The sequence below is a fragment of the Akkermansia sp. genome, from assembly GCF_020860705.1.
GTDB lineage: Bacteria > Verrucomicrobiota > Verrucomicrobiia > Verrucomicrobiales > Akkermansiaceae > Akkermansia.
Genome location: NZ_JAJBTT010000037.1, coordinates 1 through 17,697, shown reverse-complemented (window position 1 = coordinate 17,697; position 17,697 = coordinate 1). Strand labels below are relative to the sequence as shown.

Sequence of the window (17,697 nt, the reverse complement as noted above, 5' to 3'; positions counted from 1 at the left end):
GCTAAAGTCCGCGCACGTCGCGCAGGGAGGTGGGGTCTACGGGAACTTTGGGAAGTTGTTCCTCATGAAATGTGCCGAATCCTCCGGCATGCGGTTTCTGAAGCTGGGTGGCGACTACGGAAACGCTATGCGTCACAGCGGCTTCCAGGTCACCCACGCGCTTGTGCACCCGGCTGCGGAAATACACATAAGCCAGAATGGCGGGAATGCCCAGCATCAGGCCGCCCGCCGTCGTAATCAGGGCTTCCGCCACGCCGCCCGCCATATCGATGCGCTGCTTGCCGCCGGAAAAATCACCATTGGCGATCTCAAAAAAGGTCTTCATCATCCCTACCACCGTACCCAGCAGCCCAAGCATGGGGGCCAGAGCCCCGATGTCCGACAACCAGGAAATCTGGCGGCTCAGAAACCCTGCCTGCCTTCCGCCTTCCGCGGCGGCTATTTCCCTTACCTCCTCAAACTGGGCGGAAGGATTGCGCAGCATGAAATTGGCTACCGTCAGCATCACGCGCGCATAGCAGGAATCCCCATCCTTGCAGAGGATGGAAAGCCCCGTGTAATCCCTCTTGCGGATAAAGGATTCCGCCTGTTCCACCAGCTTGGTGGGCAGAACGGAGGAAGCGCGGGTGGAAAAACAGCACATGACCAGCACCACCACCCCGGCAATGGATAACAGGAGAAGCGGCCACATGATAAAGCCGCCTTTGACGAACAGCTCGGAGAGGGGATAGTTTCTATCTCCCACCACAAAGTCCATGGCGGCAGCCAGCGTGGTAAACGGTACAGGATTCATACAAAAGACATAGAGGATTATACAGAAGATGGATTCGTAGGCAAGTCAAGTAGCCGTAATGCAGTACGTTTCCGCAGTTTCTTTTCTTGCTGTCTATGGCATAATAATCCCCGTGGCAGATCGTGAAAAACCATCCCTGAAGGAACTCTGGAGGCAAACCCCGCATAAACCCGGCGTTTACATCATGAAAGACGTCCTGGGGAATACCATTTACGTAGGCAAGGCCAAGGACCTCCACCGGCGCCTGGGCAACTACTTTTCCCCCACGGGAGCCACCCTTTCCAACCACAAGACAAGGGCCCTCATCAATGCCATTGCGTCATTCGACTACTTTGAGACCAGGAACGACCAGGAGGCTTTTCTGCTGGAAAGCAAGCTGATCAAGCAGTACCGCCCCCACTACAACATCCAGATGAAGGATGACAAGCGCTACCCCCTGCTGAAGGTGCCGAAGGGGGAAAAATTGCCCCGCTTCCAGCTGGCGCGGGTACGGAAGGACGACGGGGCGCGTTACTTCGGCCCCTTTGTCCACTCCCAGGCGCTTTACGCCACGCAGGAATGGCTCAACCGCCACTTCCGGCTACGGACCTGCAAGGCCAGGAATCCGGGACTCAATGACTTCAAACACTGCCATGCGGACGTGATACGCAACTGCTCCGCCCCGTGCGTCGGGCGCATTTCCCTTAGTGAGTATAACCGGAACTTTGACCAGGCGCTCCGCCTGCTGGAAGGAACCGGCAGGAAAAGCACGCTGGACGAGCTCACGCAGGAAATGATGCAGGCCTCCGAAGAGCTGGATTTTGAACGGGCGGCCTACCTGCGGGACATCCGGGACAACCTGATCAAGGTTCTGGAGCCCGCACGGCGATTCCAGAAGGGAACGCCCAACCTGCCCGGCACCGTGCGGCCGGAAGAGGATATGAAGGAACTGGGACTGGCCCTAGGACTGGAAGAGCCCCCCGCCATCATGGAATGCTTTGATATTTCCAACGTCTCTTCCAACCACATCGTAGCCTCCATGGTGCGCTTCACCAACGGTAGGCCGGACAACAAGGCCTACCGCCGCTACCGCATCCGCACGGTGGACGGACAGAATGACTTCGCCTCCATGTCGGAAGTCATCCGGCGGCGTTATTCCCGCATTCTGGCGGAAAGCGACGCCGTCGCGTCACGGCCTGCGGACATCAGCCTGTACCAGTGGCTCAAAAAACTCAGCGCGGAGGGGAAAGCCCCCATCAAGGTCCCGGACTTGGTGGTGGTGGACGGCGGCAAGGGCCAGCTTTCCTCCGCCCTGGCTGATCTGGAAGCCATCGGCCTGGGGGACATGCCTATCGTCGGTCTCGCCAAGCAGCGGGAGGAAATCTTCTTTCCCCACCAGTCACAGCCGCTCTGCCTGCCGCACAGCACGGGAGCTCTCAAGCTCATGCAGCGCATCCGGGATGAAGCCCACCGTTTCGCCAACGGATACAACGAGCTGCTTTACCGGAAGCGCATGCGGGAAAGCGCCCTGGACGACGCTCCGGGTATGAGCGCCTCCAAAAAAAGCCTGCTGCTGGAAAAATTCAAGTCCGTGGCCGCTATCAAGAGGGCGGATCCCGCCTCCATTGCCGCCATCCGCGGCATCTCCGAAACATGGGCCCGCAATCTGCTGGACTATCTCAACTCATCTCCCAACTCCTGACTTCACATGCAATTCCTAATCCTGGCCGCGGGAAAGCCGGCCCTGAACTACGCCCGGGAAGGCGTGGAACTCTATCTCAACCGCCTCCGGCCCTTTGGCAAATCGGAACTTAAACTTGTCAGGGACGGCAGTTCCAAAGACGTTTCAGAACGGCTGCTGGCCGCCAGCGAGGGCTGCCTGCGCATCGCCATGGACGAACGCGGAGAACTCTGGACGACGGAAAAGCTGGTCAAGCTGGCGAAAGACTGGCAGATGCGTTCCGTGCGCCGCATCGCCTTCCTCATCGGAGCATCGGACGGCCACACGGAAGAACTGCGTTCCCGGTGCGACCATATTCTGGCCCTGAGTAAATTCACCCTTCAGCACGAGCTGGCGCTCGTGGTTCTACTGGAACAGCTTTACCGCTGCCATACCATTCTGGCGGGAACGCCGTACCACCGGTGAATTATTCCTACAGATCCCTTTCCTCTCTCGGGGAGTCCATCAAAACTTTCACCGTCACGGCAACCGCAGCAAGCACGGCCACGCCCCACGCTACGGAGTCACCCATCATCCCCGTGGCCAATAAGGGAAAAGGATTGAACGCCACCGCAAGGGAGCCAAATACCCAGCCCCAGCCGGGAAACCCTTTCTTAAAGGCCACATAAGCCAGGTAAAAATACAAGGCGACACTTGCAAACTGGAACAACGGGAAAGCAGGACCGTATTCGATCACCTTGGAAGCGTGGCCTATCTTTTGATAAGAATGCCTCAGGCAAGACGCCAGCACTAACAAAAACGGAGCGCTCAATAAAAGAAGAACCGGAAAAACGGCCCTTTCCGTTTTTGCCTCCTCTGCAGAAGGTTCCAGATCTTTGTTTTCCCGATCATCAGCTGTCATGATGAACGTTCATAACAGCAACCATCTTTCCCTGCAACGAAAAAGGAGTACTCCCTGAGGAGTACTCCTTTCCCGAGAAAGAAATGGTAAAGCCAGTTCCTTCGCAGCCAGCCAAGCTTAGCGCTTGGAGAACTGGTAACGCTTGCGGGCACCGGGACGACCGGGCTTTTTACGTTCCTTCATGCGGGAATCGCGGGTCAAAAGACCGAATTCACGCAACTGGGCGCGGGAGGCTTCATCAACCTGAACCAGAGCGCGGGCGATCGCCATGCGGATGGCGCCCACCTGGCCGTGAATGCCGCCGCCCTTGGTGACGACGTTCACGTCAAATTTGTTCATAGTGTTGGTGACCTGGAAGGGTTGGAGAACGGCGTTCTGCAACTGAACGGTGGGAAGGTATTCTTCAAAACCGCGGCGATTGATCGTGATGCGACCGGAACCTTCAGTAAGCCAAGCGTGTGCAATGGCGGTCTTGCGACGGCCGGTGGCGTTGTATGGGGTTGTCTGACTCATGTCTGGGAAATCAATTAAAGGGTGACGGCGGTGGGCTGCTGGGCTTCATGCGGATGGCTGGCACCGGCATAAACCTTCAGCTTGGTCATTTGCTGGCGTCCCAGGCGGGTGTGGGGCACCATGCCCTTGACGGCCAGTTCCAGAAGAAGTTCGGGACGGCGGGCACGGATCTTCCGGGGAGTATCTACCTGCTTGCCGCCGACATAACCGGAGAACCGGGTGTAAATCTTGGCGTTTTCCTTGTTGCCGGTCAACACCACCTTGTCCGCGTTTACGATAATGACAAAGTCGCCACAATCAACGTGGGGGGTGAAAATTGTCTTGTTCTTGCCACGCAAAATGTTAGCCGCTTCAACGGCAACACGGCCGAGCACCTTGTCGGCAGCGTCTATAACATACCATTTGCGCTCTACTTCTTGCGGTTTGGCTGAGAAGGTCTTCATGGTTCAATTCTTCGTTCTCGTTTTTCGGCATCCTGCCGTAATCTTCCAATTCGGGGGCGCATTCCTAATGATTATTCATGTAAATGTCAAATACTTTTTCTCTTTTGCCCCCCTTTTTCCCATCCCCTCCGCGGAATCGAGGCTTAATTGCGGCGTTTTCACATTCAGGGCTTGCCCTCGTGGAAATATGGCCTATTATTCGCCTGCGCAAATTCTGTACACGCGCGTTTACTTTAACCTTACAAGGAGAATCCTATCAGCCCGAATCCAAGACCCAGCAACCGCCCCAGCGGCGGCCAGAATTCCCGCCCCGGCGCCAGACCGGCAGGTAGCAGCGCAAGACCGGCCGGCACAGGCGCCCGTCCCGGACAACCCCGGGCTGCCGTGAATGGCTCCGGACCAGCCCGCCCGGCGGGACAATCCACAGGACCGGGAGCAGCCAAAACGGGCGGAGCCCCCCGTCCCGGAGGAGGCCCCAACCGCCCGCGCCCGCAAGGAGGCGGAGGACGACACACCAAGGGCAGAAGGCATTTCAGTAAATCGGCTCCCAAGGAAGAAAACTCCGAAAGTGAAATTGAAGTGGAAGGCACCATCTGTGCCGTGCTGGCAGGCACCATGTTCAAAGTGCGCCTGCCCAACGGACACGAAGTGCTCGCCCATATTTCCGGCAAGATGCGCAAACGGTTCATCAAAATCGTGGTGGGTGACAAGGTACGCATGGAAATGTCCCCCTATGACATGACCAAGGCGCGTATCACGTTCCGCATCGGTTAACCGTCCCGGATTCACTCCTTTTGCAAAAAACCTTCTCCGGCTTGCAGGAGAAGGTTTTTTAGCGTAGAGTGCAGACTGACTTTATCAGCGCGCCATGAAAATTTGCTCTACGGAAAACATGCAGATCGCGGAACGCGAGCTCATCGTCAACGGAACGCCGGCCAGAACCCTGATGAAACAGGCTTCCGCCGGCATTGCGGAAGCCGTCATGCAGTTCTTTCCCGTTCCAGGGCTATGCATCGCCTATGTGGGAAAAGGCAACAACGGGGGAGACGCGCTTACCGTTCTCAACATCCTGAAGCAGCACGGCTGGGAAATAGGGCTCCGCTCCGCCTATCCACGCGCCGAATGGGGGGAACTGCCCGTGCGGCAACTGGCGGAAATTTCCCCGCCGCCCCAGGAATACCAGGAAGCGCCCCTTCCCCGTACGGGAAAACCCATGATCCTGCTGGACGGCCTGCTGGGCATTGGAGCAAAAGGGTTGCTCCGCAAGGAAATCTCCACCCTCTGCGCGGAAATGAACTACCTGCGGGACCGCTGCGGGGCGGTGCGTACCGTGGCGATTGACATCCCCACCGGAGTTGACCCTGACACGGGCATGCCCCAGGAAAACGCCGTGGAGGCGGATTTCACGATGTGCATAGGCGCCGTGAAACAGGGACTGCTGGATGATGACGCCACCCTGCACGCGGGCCGCCTGGCATGCATTGACCTGCCCGGGCTCCACGTGCACGCGCTCCCGGCTACGGAACTGATCACCTCGTCCCGTCTCACCAAATTCCTCTCCGCAAGACCTTATACGGACTATAAAAACAAACGCGGGCACATCGGCGTCATTGCCGGCTCGGAGGGAATGCTGGGGGCGGCCAGACTCTGCTGTGAAGCCGCCCTCCGGGCCGGAACCGGGCTGGTTACGCTGCACGTCCACCGGGACGTTTATCCCCTGGTAGCCCCTTCCATGCCGCCGGAAATCATGGTCAAGCCCGTGGACAGTTACGCAGAGGTTTCCATCCGGACATTCAGCGCCTTCCTCATCGGCCCCGGCATTGGTTCCGTATCGGAGGAAGACGCGGAAGCCATCCGCCTCATTCTGGAAACCGGCACTCCCGCCGTCCTGGATGCGGACGGACTGAACCTGGCCGCCGCCATGCAATGGAACCTGGGAGAACATATCCTGGCGACTCCCCACCACGGGGAAATCCGCCGTCTTCTGCCGGACGCGGACAGCTGCGCCATCCGGGCGGACATTGCAGACTGCTTCCTGGCGGAACATGCAGCGGCCCTGATCTACAAGGGGGCACGCACCATTGTCACCCAGCGCGGGAAACCTCTCTTTTACAACATCACCGGAGGCCCCGGCATGGCTACAGCCGGCCAGGGAGATGTGCTGGCAGGCGTTTGCGGCGGCTTCATGGCCCAGGGGGAATCCCTGCTGGTTTCCGCCGTTCTGGGCGCCTACCTGTGCGGAAGAGCCTCCGAGATAGCCATCTCCTCCGGAGATTCCACGCAGGAGACCCTGACGGCGGGAGATACTCTGCGCCATCTGCCTGCCGCCATTCTTTCCACCGCACGCCTCTGCTACTGACATGGCCTACCGCAGACTCCAGGATCTTCCCGCCCAATCCCTGCCACGTGAAAAGCTGCTCCGCCAGGGAAGGCACACCCTCAGCAATGCGGAACTGCTGGCCATCTTCCTGCGGATGGGCATCAAGGGAAAAAACGTGCTGGACCTGTCCTCTGACCTGATCCAGTCCGCAGGCTCCCTGGACGCGCTGGCCCACATGGAAGCTGGGGAAATAGCGGACATCTGCAAGGGGATAGGCTTGGCGAAAGCAGCTACGCTGAGCGCCGCTTTTGAACTGGGCGCAAGGGCTCTCCGGGAAACATTGGCACGGCAGCCCATTCAAACGCCGGAAGACGTCTATGACTACCTGGCTACAGCCATGCGCTGGAAAGACAAGGAAACGGTGCTTGTCCTGCTGCTGGATGCCAAATGCCGCCTCATCAAACCCGTGGAAATCTCCACCGGCACCCTGAACGAATCCATTGCCCATCCCCGCGACATCCTGCGCCCCAGCGTCATCCATAACGCCTACGGCTTTGTTCTTGCGCATAACCACCCCAGCGGAAATCCCGCTCCCAGCCGTACGGACGACCTCCTGACGGAACGCGTCAGAGAATGCGCCAAACTTCTGGGGATCCGTTTCATGGATCACGTGATCATCGGGAAGCCAACTGAAACTGCCCGCAGAAACTATTACAGCTACAACCATCCTGACGGCGACCGGCTCCAGGACTCTGACAAAGGACGATCCTTCTATCATTGAATGTCTATTCCTGCGGACTTTTTCATGGAACATCCCGGCACAGGGGCAAAACCCGCTTGCCACGGACTTCCTGCTGAATAATAACGAATGGGCAATGCGGCCCATGATGCCCGGCATGCAGGGCGCAACACGCTCCTCCAGCTGGCAGGCTTATGGTGGCCGCAGGCGGCGGCAATGTTGAAACAGCCTTTCCTTGGGAATACGGCACGGCAATCTCCATGTTGATACTCCAAATGGCCCAAGATAAAAATATCCGGCAAGTTACAACCTGCCGGTATCGGAAAAAGATGTTGAACCCTGCCTCGTCTGGAATTGTTCCTAGGAGGGAAGGCTACCGCCCCCGGGGATGTGCTCAATAGGACAATCCCTGGTTTTTAAAGGGAACCGGCAATATGTTGAAACGCCATGCTGGAAAGCGGCTCTCCAATATAAAAGGGAGATCAACAAACACAAAATGCCTGTTGTCCAAAGCCTTCCTTCCGGAATACCGTCCATTTCCAAAAGAAAAAAACCATAACAGTCTTTTAAAAAGGCGTACCATAACAGAATGAGAGGAATACCAAGATACCATTGACAACGACGAGCGATAAATTGAAAAAACCGATCGCGTTTCAATATCCTCCCGTTGACATCTTCGGGAGCCGTGGAAAGTATCTTTTCTCCATCTTTCTCTACTATCACAAATGAAGGAATATCAGGGATTGGATCCCCTGTGCAATTATAGGAAGAAGTACTTTCATTATCCAAGCCCCCTTCCAACGGTCTCATCGCGTTCCATATCAGACATAAGGCAAAAATACACCATTGTTTTTCCAACGGCATGTTGACGATGATACGTTCATCATTTCCATTAAAAAGACGGGAACGTCTGTAATACCCGCAAAAGGAGGCAAAAACAGCGTCGTCACTCACAAGTATCGTGTCACGGTAGTAACTGTATTTATCGGCATCACCATAAGAACATCCATGTGCCCTGGCCCACAGAAATCGGCGGGCGCTGTCATCCTGTAGAATTTTTAAAAACCCCAGCTTGGGATCTTCAAATCGAATTTCCCCATAAGAAGCATACTGTGCAATATTCTTCCCGTTGAGAACAACATTCCCCCTGCCCCAAGGCATGAAGAGCTTGTTTAACCATTTGACGGAACCACTAATTGATTTCCGTATGTCAACTTGCAGTTCAGAAGATTCCACAGACAGACGCAGATGACATCCCTGGTTAACTGCTTCAACAGAATAATGACCGCAAACAGTTCCGTCCATTTTCAATAAAGATCCATGGAGCGATCTTTTACCAACTACAAATTCATTTGTCTGGTCTTGGAAGATGCAGTCAAAAACATTCATCCTGTTAATAATGGTTTTACAAGATTTTCATTCTCCGGCAATCGGACGATGAGAAAAAAGCTTTCGCTGAACCTGACCTTGAAAAATTAGAAAAAAGTAACACATGAACTTAAGTCTCTTTAGCTCCCATTTTCCTGAATTGCAATGATCTGCGTCGTGATTTATGATTTGTATAGTTCTGATAACGTTTTCTGTTCCAGCAACTGGAATTATCAAAATATGCCGTTCACTTGACATGTCCATTTTTTCCGCATTCAAGACGGAAAGATAAAACTGGCCGCATATGTTAATATGAAAAGCAGAACGATCCATTTGATAACTGATATTATGTCGTGCGCAGTATAGGAATCAGAATCCCGGACCCGTTTCAGTTGCTGAGGCGGACATTTTTCCAGGAGAAACGAAAGGGCGTAATTGGTCTGCTCTGGGGAGTCGAACCATTTTGACCTGAAATGTATATTGCACCCATTTCCAATAATCCGTACATTAAAGATCTGATATTTCTTAAGTTTATCAGAAATGGATGAACCGAAGGCTTTACCTATCTGATAGGCATCGAAACATGAATCGTCAATGATAAGTTCGTCTATATCTTTATACAGAATTTCATGTTGCCGCCCCCATAGTTTTCTAATAATTCTGTCGTTATAAAATATCAGCCGATAAGTACTCAATTTAAGAGTTAAATAAAAACCTAAAACAAGCACTCCCACTAAAATAGGTAAATCACTCTGATAGGCATTCCCAGGTGTGAAAAGAACCCATAAGAATAAACTTAATATAATTCCACATGCTATTATTGCGAGAACAAGTGACGTACGAGGGATTAAAGAGGTAACAATAGTCTTTTGCATCCGTTTTTATTGCATCGGAATGATCATGATAGTGTCTTGCTATCCTTCAAAATTACAAGAGAGCTCATCTATCTTCATTTACTCACGTCTGGTTGACTTGAATCCTTTTTATGAATCCCGCCTGTCGGGCAAAACTTCATGCTTGTTATGGCGGCGAGGCATGATGCTGTCTTCAGGTTCGGTCGGAGCAAATATAAATCCGACCATACGGACAGTATGCACTGGCACGTTTGAAAAGAGGATCGCATTCATTTAGACCCGTTTAGCGTGTATATCATATTCCTCTCATTCCTAAGAAGTCAAACCCGGCTCATTAAAGGAAATAATTTATTATTTCCCAGACAGGGCAATCGCAAAAATACATCCATGCTTCTCCCTGTCATGAACATGCCTCCTTGAAAATTTGTTCTTTCGAGGAAATAGGAATGACCTGGACAATCTTCTTCCAATCCCCCAGAGCAGCGGATAGTTGTAGAATAGCAACGTGTCCGGGATGAAACTCTATATCTATAATAGGCTATCTCTGATTTTTATTCGATCCGCTGTTATATGGAGGTTTCACAAGGCGAAAACGTTTCCATTCAAGATCGTCAGGATCGCCCACCGTAAACCAGACCTCCAATTCCTTCTTCAGCGTGAGTTTACCCCCTTGTCCATATTCACCTCCATTCCAGACAAACCAAATTTCTAAAAAGCTCTCCTCCGAACCGTCTGAAACAAGTTTCCACGTACCGGTTTCAGGAATTTGCCCCTCTTCATTCCCCGCAATATCCGCAATAAGCAAATTATTAAACTCAGCTTTTCCGTTTTCTTTCAAAATGAAGGATTTTTCATGAGATGGATCATCCAGCATTTTCCATTCACCGAAACATTGATCGGGATTTTTCACTTTTCCCTGATCGCAGGAAGCAACAAGGAATAAGAAAACTACAAGAGGAATGAAAACAATTTTGATAGTCATGTTGATGATCAATGGGGGGCTTCCTTCAACTTTTCTGTGAAAGTCATTTTGGAATAGCAGCCGAACAAATTATTCAATTCCATGATCGGCAACATTCTGTGGATGTTCATCAGCTTGGTTTGATTGTATATTATTCATTTTGCCATTTAAAAGCTAGCTGGCACCATTGGCCTCCCCCTTCATGCAACTCCCTTGGTCATGCAAACATGGCCTACGGCAGGTGAGTGAGCCATAAAAATCAAAACTGGAAAAAATCCCGTAAAAAAATAATATTTTTTCATTATAGCGACAATTGTTATTTAAATTATTCGCCGCATCTCCCATCTGCATATTCAAAACTGATTTATGCAATGATCATTGCTTATTTTCAAATAAAGATTTTCTAAATTCTCCAATAAGGGAAAGCATTTTATCAGAACGATTATATTTGTAAAATATGCAATTCCTTTTATCTTCATCATTGCTGCTCTTATGAATAATATATAAGTCGGAATTATGATGCAGGATGAACAATCGTTTTCCGAATTCTCCATCTCCATTTATAAATAAGTAAGAAGTTTTTTCTTTTTTATCAAACCAGAATTTACCTTGATTGATTCTCTTATGAAATGAATCTGTACTCTCTTCATAAATAAGATAAGGGGGGAATCGACGTGATTTCTTTTAACAGCACATGTTTATCTTGGGCATGGGCCTTCGTAATAATGATACCTGATATAATCAATAATATGTATTTTATGAATATTATTTATTCCTTCCTTATCGGTATTACATTTCTTTTCCGAGCGGAAAGACAGCCGGTTTTCTAATCTTCAATTTTTATTTCTGAAAATAGTGAATTGGCGTTTTCAGAAATATATTCCTTAATCAGATGAGCGTTTTTGTGCGCTATTTCTCTGCAGGGATATGTTATCGTCTGGAACATGAAAACATGAATGTCCCAAGGTGGAAAATTCCTTTTTCTTCGTATTCTTACTTTGCCTTCCAGGAATCCCCCCATTGGCGAATCGTATATTTCTAGGGTAAGTACGGGTTTTCTATTTTCCAACTGAATCTTTTTTGAGGTAAAAAAGCCGATAAAGGAACATTGCGCGTTATCAAAAGTACTTTCGCTGGAATATAGGATATTTATAGATGGAATTGCGGTCAGACAGATAACAGTGATAAGGATCAAAAAAGGGAGCGCCTCCGAGCAATTGTTCGCATACGGCGTACCTGCAATGACTGCATAAATACAGTATAACGTGGCCAATAAAAATCCGATTACAGGGATGAAAAACAATCCTGTAAGAGCTATTTTTTTCCAACAGGACTCAAAGGATACCCTTTTTACAGTTAGGGTCTCCTTGTTTAACGAAAAGGAAAGCGAGTAGTTTATTCGATCTATTAGACATTCATTCAAGTCAAGTTTTGGAGTCATTTAAATAAATGCTTAATATTATGATTTTCAGCGTTTTTCAGTATAACTAACGTGAAAACTGTTGCAAGATCTTTTCAGGATAACCATAGTTTCCGCCTGCATGGAAATTGTCGTTATTGCGGAGAGCGTTTTCCGCCGGAGGCAGAGGCAGGGTAGATACTTGCCATGCAATTGCATGAGACGGGAAAGCCGTGGGATTACGTGGCAGGTTCGTCATCCGGGTAGACGGAAGACCGGATCGGTTTTTGATTCCGCGCCGCAAGAGGCAGCCCGCTATGCCGGTACGGCTGCTGGTGAGTTCCGATGTTGGGAAAGCACCGTGGTTACGGCCTGACGCATATCCTGGCTTTCCGCGGGTTTTCCTTCTGGCAAGACCCGTTCCCCGGAACGCTATATCAGTTCCATTCTGGCGAATGTGAGCGAGCTTTACGAGGTGTCGCCCGGGCGTGAGCTACTGGTCAAGGGAAGGTAGCCTTCTTCATGGATGCTGCTGCAATTGGAGCGGAAGGACGGGTTTTATTCCATTCTGACAGCTTATCCGGTGGAGCAAAACAAAAAGCCAAGAGGAAGGAAACTCCCCCTTGCAGAGCGGGCGTCTGACAAGAGCCAGACGGATGCCCGACACAGGCAACCTCCTGCAAACGCGAATAGCGGCACCGCGCGCCTAGGTCCAGGACCGGCAAGCTAGGCCGCTCTGCCGTCCCAATCCGCTGGCGGGGGAGATGTTGCTTCCCTACCACGAGGAGCCAAGGTTGTCAACGTGAATGAGTTGAAATGCCCGTTTGACAAGGGCTCCATTGTTCCGACGACATTTTCCATAAACACGGGCGAAAACATATGAATGGAGTTAAAACGGGAAGTGCAGAAGAAGCGACTGTCCGTCCTGCGCGGACCATACAGCGCAAACCATAGAAGCTTGGCGTCTGTGTGCGGCCAACAAGTTGAATCCGGAGGATGGCGCGGAAGCGTCCGGGAAGGTAATAGCCGTGGTGTCGTCCATGGACAAGCCGCTGCCGGAAAGATACAGGTTCAGTTTATCTCTATATGAGGACGACCTGGGCGCAAGTCTTGTTGTGGGACATGGCTGCCCGCTTGTTGGCTCTGGGAATCAGCACCTTGGGCACCAGTCAATTTCAATACTTCTCATCAACTCCTTCCCATCCCATGGCTATCCATCTGTTCTTTCGTTTCATGATTCCTGCCATGCTGGACATTCGTTACACCATGTACAGTGAAGTGTCCCAGTGAGCTTTCCATTTTCCAGTGTGTTCCAGCGTAAACAAAAGAACGGAAAACCTTGTAAAATCAGGTTTTCCGTTCTCTAGCGTGATAAAAAACTGGCGGAGAGAGTGGGATTCGAACCCACGGTGGGTTTTAAAGCCCACGTTCGATTTCGAGTCGAGTGCCTTAGACCAGCTCAGCCATCTCTCCGCTTAAAAAGCGGAAGTTTTTGTATCCGGTTTGCAGGATGCTGTAAAGAACAGAATCATAGCCAACCGTCATCTGGACGCTTTTAACGCCTTGGAGAAGCCAACGGTCCGAGCGTAGCTTCCGCTTCAAATTTCTGGGTCTTGTTATGGGGAAGAGCACTCTTTTCCGGGCCGGGAGGCGGTTGCGGAATACGTTCCCGTTCTTGCGGCTCCATCAGCCAGGAGCAGGAAGAGATAAGAAGAAGGGAGAAGGACGTAAGCAAAAGGGAGCCTGTGAATCGTTTCATCATTTGCTTTTTAAAAGTTGAACCCCACTATGCCGGAGAGCACAGCGGGGTTCAAGGAAAATACACGGCAGAATCTTATTTGGCAGACTGCAACGGACGCAGGAGCTGCACCATGTCGCCAGGCTGGATGCTCATGCCGACGGGCACGCTATCCTTGACGATGTCAGCTACCGTCTGATTCTTTTCCAGAGAAGTGACCTTCAGCTTGCCGATGCTGCGGCCGTCACGAGTAACGAGTAGAACCGTATTCGGATCAATGTTGCTCCCTTCCCCGGCGCCAATCACTACAAAGCCCCATTGCGGGTCCACGGACAGAACGGGATATTCGTCCCCATTCTTGGCGAGGGCGGCACGGTATTCAGCCTGTTCCTTCTGGCGGTTAGCCAGCTCGGTAGCCTGTTCGGCACGCTTCTTGGCGGCTACTTCCGTAGCGCTCTTGATCTGGTCAATGTCTTCCTGAAGCTTGTGGTTGGAGGTTTCCATGGCTTCCATCTTCGCCTGGATTTCCTGCACGCTGGAAACGCCAAAGTCGTTGAGCTTGGCTTTCAGTTCCTCCATTTGCTTGTTGATCTTGGACAGATCCGCATTCAGCTGAACTTCTTCTTCCTTCAGTTCCGTTGCCTTGGAAAGCTGTTCGTCACGCTGCTGCGTCACGGAGGCCTTGTTGGAGATCAGGCTCAGATTTTCTTCCGCAGCCAGACCGCGGTTCTTGATCATGTCATTGCGCAATCCCGTCCAATTCCGGATTTCCTTGTCCAGAACTTTGCGGTACGCGATCATTTCCTTGAAATCCTGATACTGGCCATTGACGCCGAAGAGGCCGCTAAGACCGGAGAACCAGGCGCCCGCACCTGCGGCAAGAATCAATAAAACTACTAAGACAGTTTTCATTGTGTATGTATGTGAGAGTGTATGGTGTGTACTGAACCGGGAAAAATTAGGGACGAACGGATACAACGACGTCTCCGGCTTCAACACGTTCGCCGGCGGTTACCGTGGTGGGGAGAATGGTGGCCGTGGAAACACGAGATTCAACAGCGTTTACGTCAAGCTCGGCAATCTTGTTGCCGTCCCTCATCACGGCCAGCTTGGAACCGGGCACCACGCCCAAGTCAGCAGCTCCACCGTCAATTACCACTACATTAAAGTCATGAATCACCTGGGAAACCCGAGTTTTCAGGTTGGGCGGGGAAAGGTGCGCATCCTGGTCAGCCTTGAGCTGGCGAAGGGCCGCATTGTTTACGACAAGCTGTTCCGTTTCCGCCACAATGGCATCATGCTTGCCCTGTTCCGCCTGCTTGACCACTTCCAGCTGCTTGGATTCTTCTTCCAGTCCCTTGATTTTATCAGCAATGGCCTGGATGTTTTCCATATCCTTGCTCTTGGACTGAAGTTGAGCCAAAGCGTCCTGCTGGGTTTTAAGGTCCGTCTTCTTGGCCTCATTGGCGGCGGCCAGTTCCTGATTCTTGGCTTCCAGATCGTCCTTCTGCTTGGTCAAGCTATTGATATCATTTGTCAAAGCCTCATTTTTCACAAGGAAGTCGACATATTTTGTCTTTTCTTCCGTAAACTCACCACGAAGACCGTTCAGGTTCTTGTAGCGAGAGACGCATTCCTTACGCTCCTTGGTTAGAGCTTCCTCGTTATCAAGATAATACATGGCTCCGCCGAGAAGAGCAATGACCAAGGCTGCAATTGATACTTTGACCCACATAGGAAATAATAGAGATGAGAAGGTTCCTGTTACTTTTGTGAGATTGGCATGAACATTTTCAGATTTCAACATCAAAATGACATCCACATTGTTTTCTTGATATTTTTTTCAGGGAAGGTCCGTAACGGGATGCCGCAAGAGTTCTCTTATCAACATTTTAAAACAATTACGCTCTATTTTCTTTTCAAACAGGGACTCATCTTCTAGTCTTTCTGAACCGTGAGTTACCAGGTCTTTGCCAGAAAATACCGTCCTCTGACATTCGATGACGTCCTTGGACAGGATCATGTCGTCCAGACGTTGAAAAATGCCATTGAACACAATCGCCTAGCGCACGCCTATCTCTTTGTAGGCCCCCGCGGAACGGGAAAGACATCCACTGCCAGAATTTTTGCGAAAGCCCTGAATTGCAGCGGCGGTCCAAAAGTGGACTTTGACCCGCACGAAGATATCTGCGAGGAAATCGCGGAGGGCCGGAGCCTGGACGTGCTGGAAATAGACGGCGCCTCCAACCGCGGCATCGACCACATCCGGGACTTGAGGGACAACGTACGCTTCGCCCCCAGCAGAGGCAATTTCCGTATCGTCTATATAGATGAGGTGCACATGCTCACCAAGGAGTCTTTCAATGCCCTGCTGAAAACCCTGGAGGAACCGCCCCCTCACGTCAAATTCATCTTTGCGACTACGGAACCCCACAAGATTCTTCCAACCATCCTGTCGCGCTGCCAGCGCTTTGACCTGCGTCCCATTCCGTCTGAAATTATTGCGGACCACCTGCTTCACATTGCTTCTGCGGAAGGAGTGAGCCTGAGCCGGGAAGCCGCCTTTGCCGTCGCCAAAGTGGCGGACGGAGGCATGCGGGACGCCCAATCCATGCTGGACCAGCTGGTTTCCTTCTGCGGGGACCACATTGAAGAACAGCAGGTGCTTCATATCTTCGGCATCACTTCCCGGGAAACTGTAGCCCATGCCCTGGCACTGATTCTGAACAAGGAGCTTCCTTCCCTCCTGCATCTTCTGCATGAACAGGCGGAAGCAGGGAGAGACATGGGCCAGTTCCTCTCTGAAATCATCTCCGCCGTGCGTGAAATCCTGGTTTCCAAGGTAGACCCGGAAGCCAGTTTTGATTCCCTGCCTGAATCTTCCAAGGAAAAGCTTGTCGAACTCGTTAAACACACCCAGACGGATAAAATCCTGCGCCTGGTGGAAGTTCTGGCGGAAACGGAAGACAAGATGCGCTGGTCCACCAATAAAAGGCTGCATCTGGAAATGGGCCTGATCAAGGCCGTTCATGCCCTGGCGGAAGCAAGCATCAGCGATATTATCATGGCGCTGGAAGGCGCGCCGCTGGCCGCCGCCATGCCTTCTCCCGCCCCTCAAACCCGCCAGGAACAGATCGCTCCCACACCTGCCGCCCCGGTCCCCGCAACGGAGCCTCCGGCAGATATTCAGACGTCTATTCCTGCAGAAAAACCGGAGCTTGCTCCGGAAGAACACCTGATGGACCCGGTTCCGGAGTTTGCTACGGCCACCCCCTCCCCGGCTCCTGCCGTGCAGGCAAAGGAATCTGCCCGTGTTCAGGCTCCTTCCTCTCCCGCAGAGGAACCCGAACCGCAGCCATCTGTAACCGAACCGGAGGTTCCTGAAGCCACCACCGTGGAAGAACCCGTCCCTGCTAATCCGGTGGAAGAACCACCCTACTCCGCACCGGAACCGCAACCGGACCCCATTTCCCGCCCCCTGGAAGAACCCCAGCGCCCCGTCTCCGTCATTTCCGACGCCCCCGTGGCTCCTCCGGATTCCCCGGAGCCGACCTTCATGGACCCTGAGGAAAACCTTCCTCCGGAAAGGCGCACTACCAGCTTCTTTGACAACCTGTTCGACACGGCAACCGCTCCTTCCCGCCCATCCGCTCCTTCTGCTAAAGAGGAATCGGAAGCTCCGGCGCTACCATCCGGAAAGACGATCACGGAGGAGGATTGGAAAACAGCGCTTGAACAGGCCGCCGTCAACTTTCCCCTGCAAGCGGACTTTTTGTCCAACAGCGTTTTTTCCGGCCATGAGGGCTCATTCGTCACCATCTCCTTCCATCCTTCCGATCATCAGGGGATGGACAGCCTTGGTTCCGGTCCCCTCCGGGCGGTCCTGGAAGCAGACCTTTCCAAACGTGGCGGAACACCCGTTACCATTTCCATTCATCAGGACTCCTCCGTTCCGGAGCCCGTTCAGGAAGAGCTGGCCCCTCTGCCGGCACCTCCCCCTCCCACCCC

At 52.1% G+C, this 17,697-nt stretch carries 15 protein-coding genes and 1 tRNA gene; 7 read left to right on the top strand and 9 right to left on the bottom strand.

Annotated features, from left to right (window positions below; genetic code table 11):
• Position 1: 1 nt before the first annotated feature.
• Entirely contained in the window at positions 2 to 793 is a 792-nt protein-coding gene (locus LIO64_RS08465; RefSeq protein ID WP_290549006.1) for a MotA/TolQ/ExbB proton channel family protein, read from the bottom strand.
• A gap of 112 nt (positions 794 to 905) precedes the next feature.
• On the opposite strand from LIO64_RS08465, the gene LIO64_RS08460 reads away from it, so the two are divergent.
• Both LIO64_RS08460 and LIO64_RS08455 read left to right on the top strand, forming a co-directional pair.
• A complete protein-coding gene (locus LIO64_RS08460) occupies positions 906 to 2,474 on the top strand; it encodes an excinuclease ABC subunit UvrC (protein ID WP_290549005.1) in 1,569 nt (522 codons plus the stop codon).
• A gap of 6 nt (positions 2,475 to 2,480) precedes the next feature.
• The gene (locus LIO64_RS08455; RefSeq protein WP_290549004.1) at positions 2,481 to 2,918 is read left to right on the top strand and encodes a 23S rRNA (pseudouridine(1915)-N(3))-methyltransferase RlmH; all 438 of its coding nucleotides are present in this window, start codon (positions 2,481 to 2,483) and stop codon (positions 2,916 to 2,918) included.
• A 7-nt stretch (positions 2,919 to 2,925) separates the two neighbouring features.
• On the opposite strand, the gene LIO64_RS08450 is transcribed toward LIO64_RS08455, so the two are convergent.
• The 3 genes from LIO64_RS08450 to rplM form a co-directional block, all read right to left on the bottom strand.
• A complete protein-coding gene (locus LIO64_RS08450) occupies positions 2,926 to 3,354 on the bottom strand; it encodes a hypothetical protein (RefSeq protein ID WP_290549003.1) in 429 nt (142 codons plus the stop codon).
• A 117-nt stretch (positions 3,355 to 3,471) separates the two neighbouring features.
• Positions 3,472 to 3,867: a 30S ribosomal protein S9 gene (gene rpsI / locus LIO64_RS08445; RefSeq protein WP_022197696.1), complete on the bottom strand. Its 396-nt coding sequence runs from the start codon at positions 3,865 to 3,867 to the stop codon at positions 3,472 to 3,474.
• A gap of 14 nt (positions 3,868 to 3,881) precedes the next feature.
• Positions 3,882 to 4,310, bottom strand: coding sequence for a 50S ribosomal protein L13 (gene rplM / locus LIO64_RS08440; protein ID WP_290549002.1), 429 nt, complete (start codon positions 4,308 to 4,310; stop codon positions 3,882 to 3,884).
• A 384-nt stretch (positions 4,311 to 4,694) separates the two neighbouring features.
• On the opposite strand from rplM, the gene infA reads away from it, so the two are divergent.
• From infA to radC, 3 genes are all read left to right on the top strand, one after another.
• A complete protein-coding gene (gene infA, locus LIO64_RS13045; RefSeq protein WP_345779582.1) occupies positions 4,695 to 5,084 on the top strand; it encodes a translation initiation factor IF-1 in 390 nt (129 codons plus the stop codon).
• 94 nt (positions 5,085 to 5,178) lie between these two features.
• On the top strand, positions 5,179 to 6,669 hold the full coding sequence (locus tag LIO64_RS08430) for an NAD(P)H-hydrate dehydratase (protein WP_290549001.1): 1,491 nt from the start codon (positions 5,179 to 5,181) through the stop codon (positions 6,667 to 6,669).
• A 1-nt stretch (position 6,670) separates the two neighbouring features.
• Entirely contained in the window at positions 6,671 to 7,411 is a 741-nt protein-coding gene (gene radC / locus LIO64_RS08425) for a DNA repair protein RadC (RefSeq protein WP_290549000.1), read from the top strand.
• Positions 7,412 to 7,729: 318 nt separating this feature from the next.
• Here the strand turns inward: radC and LIO64_RS08420 are convergent, their stop codons facing one another.
• Positions 7,730 to 8,758 carry a hypothetical protein gene (locus tag LIO64_RS08420; protein ID WP_290548999.1) on the bottom strand — a complete coding sequence of 343 codons (1,029 nt, stop codon included), beginning with the start codon at positions 8,756 to 8,758 and terminating at the stop codon, positions 7,730 to 7,732.
• Between the two features lie 1,371 nt (positions 8,759 to 10,129).
• Positions 10,130 to 10,573 carry a hypothetical protein gene (locus LIO64_RS08415; protein WP_290548998.1) on the bottom strand — a complete coding sequence of 148 codons (444 nt, stop codon included), beginning with the start codon at positions 10,571 to 10,573 and terminating at the stop codon, positions 10,130 to 10,132.
• Positions 10,574 to 13,073: 2,500 nt separating this feature from the next.
• Between LIO64_RS08415 and LIO64_RS08410 the strand changes: the two genes are divergently transcribed.
• On the top strand, positions 13,074 to 13,241 hold the full coding sequence (locus tag LIO64_RS08410) for a hypothetical protein (RefSeq protein ID WP_290548997.1): 168 nt from the start codon (positions 13,074 to 13,076) through the stop codon (positions 13,239 to 13,241).
• Positions 13,242 to 13,331: 90 nt separating this feature from the next.
• On the opposite strand, the gene LIO64_RS08405 is transcribed toward LIO64_RS08410, so the two are convergent.
• From LIO64_RS08405 to LIO64_RS08395, 3 genes are all read right to left on the bottom strand, one after another.
• A tRNA-Ser gene (locus LIO64_RS08405) sits at positions 13,332 to 13,424 on the bottom strand.
• A gap of 361 nt (positions 13,425 to 13,785) precedes the next feature.
• Complete coding sequence (locus tag LIO64_RS08400) at positions 13,786 to 14,601, bottom strand: hypothetical protein (protein WP_290548996.1); 816 nt, start codon at positions 14,599 to 14,601, stop codon at positions 13,786 to 13,788.
• Positions 14,602 to 14,647: 46 nt separating this feature from the next.
• The gene (locus tag LIO64_RS08395) at positions 14,648 to 15,370 is read right to left on the bottom strand and encodes a hypothetical protein (protein WP_290548995.1); all 723 of its coding nucleotides are present in this window, start codon (positions 15,368 to 15,370) and stop codon (positions 14,648 to 14,650) included.
• A 273-nt stretch (positions 15,371 to 15,643) separates the two neighbouring features.
• Here LIO64_RS08395 and dnaX point away from each other — a divergent pair.
• On the top strand, positions 15,644 to 17,697 hold a 2,054-nt coding region (gene dnaX / locus LIO64_RS08390), incomplete at its 3' end, for a DNA polymerase III subunit gamma/tau (RefSeq protein WP_290548994.1).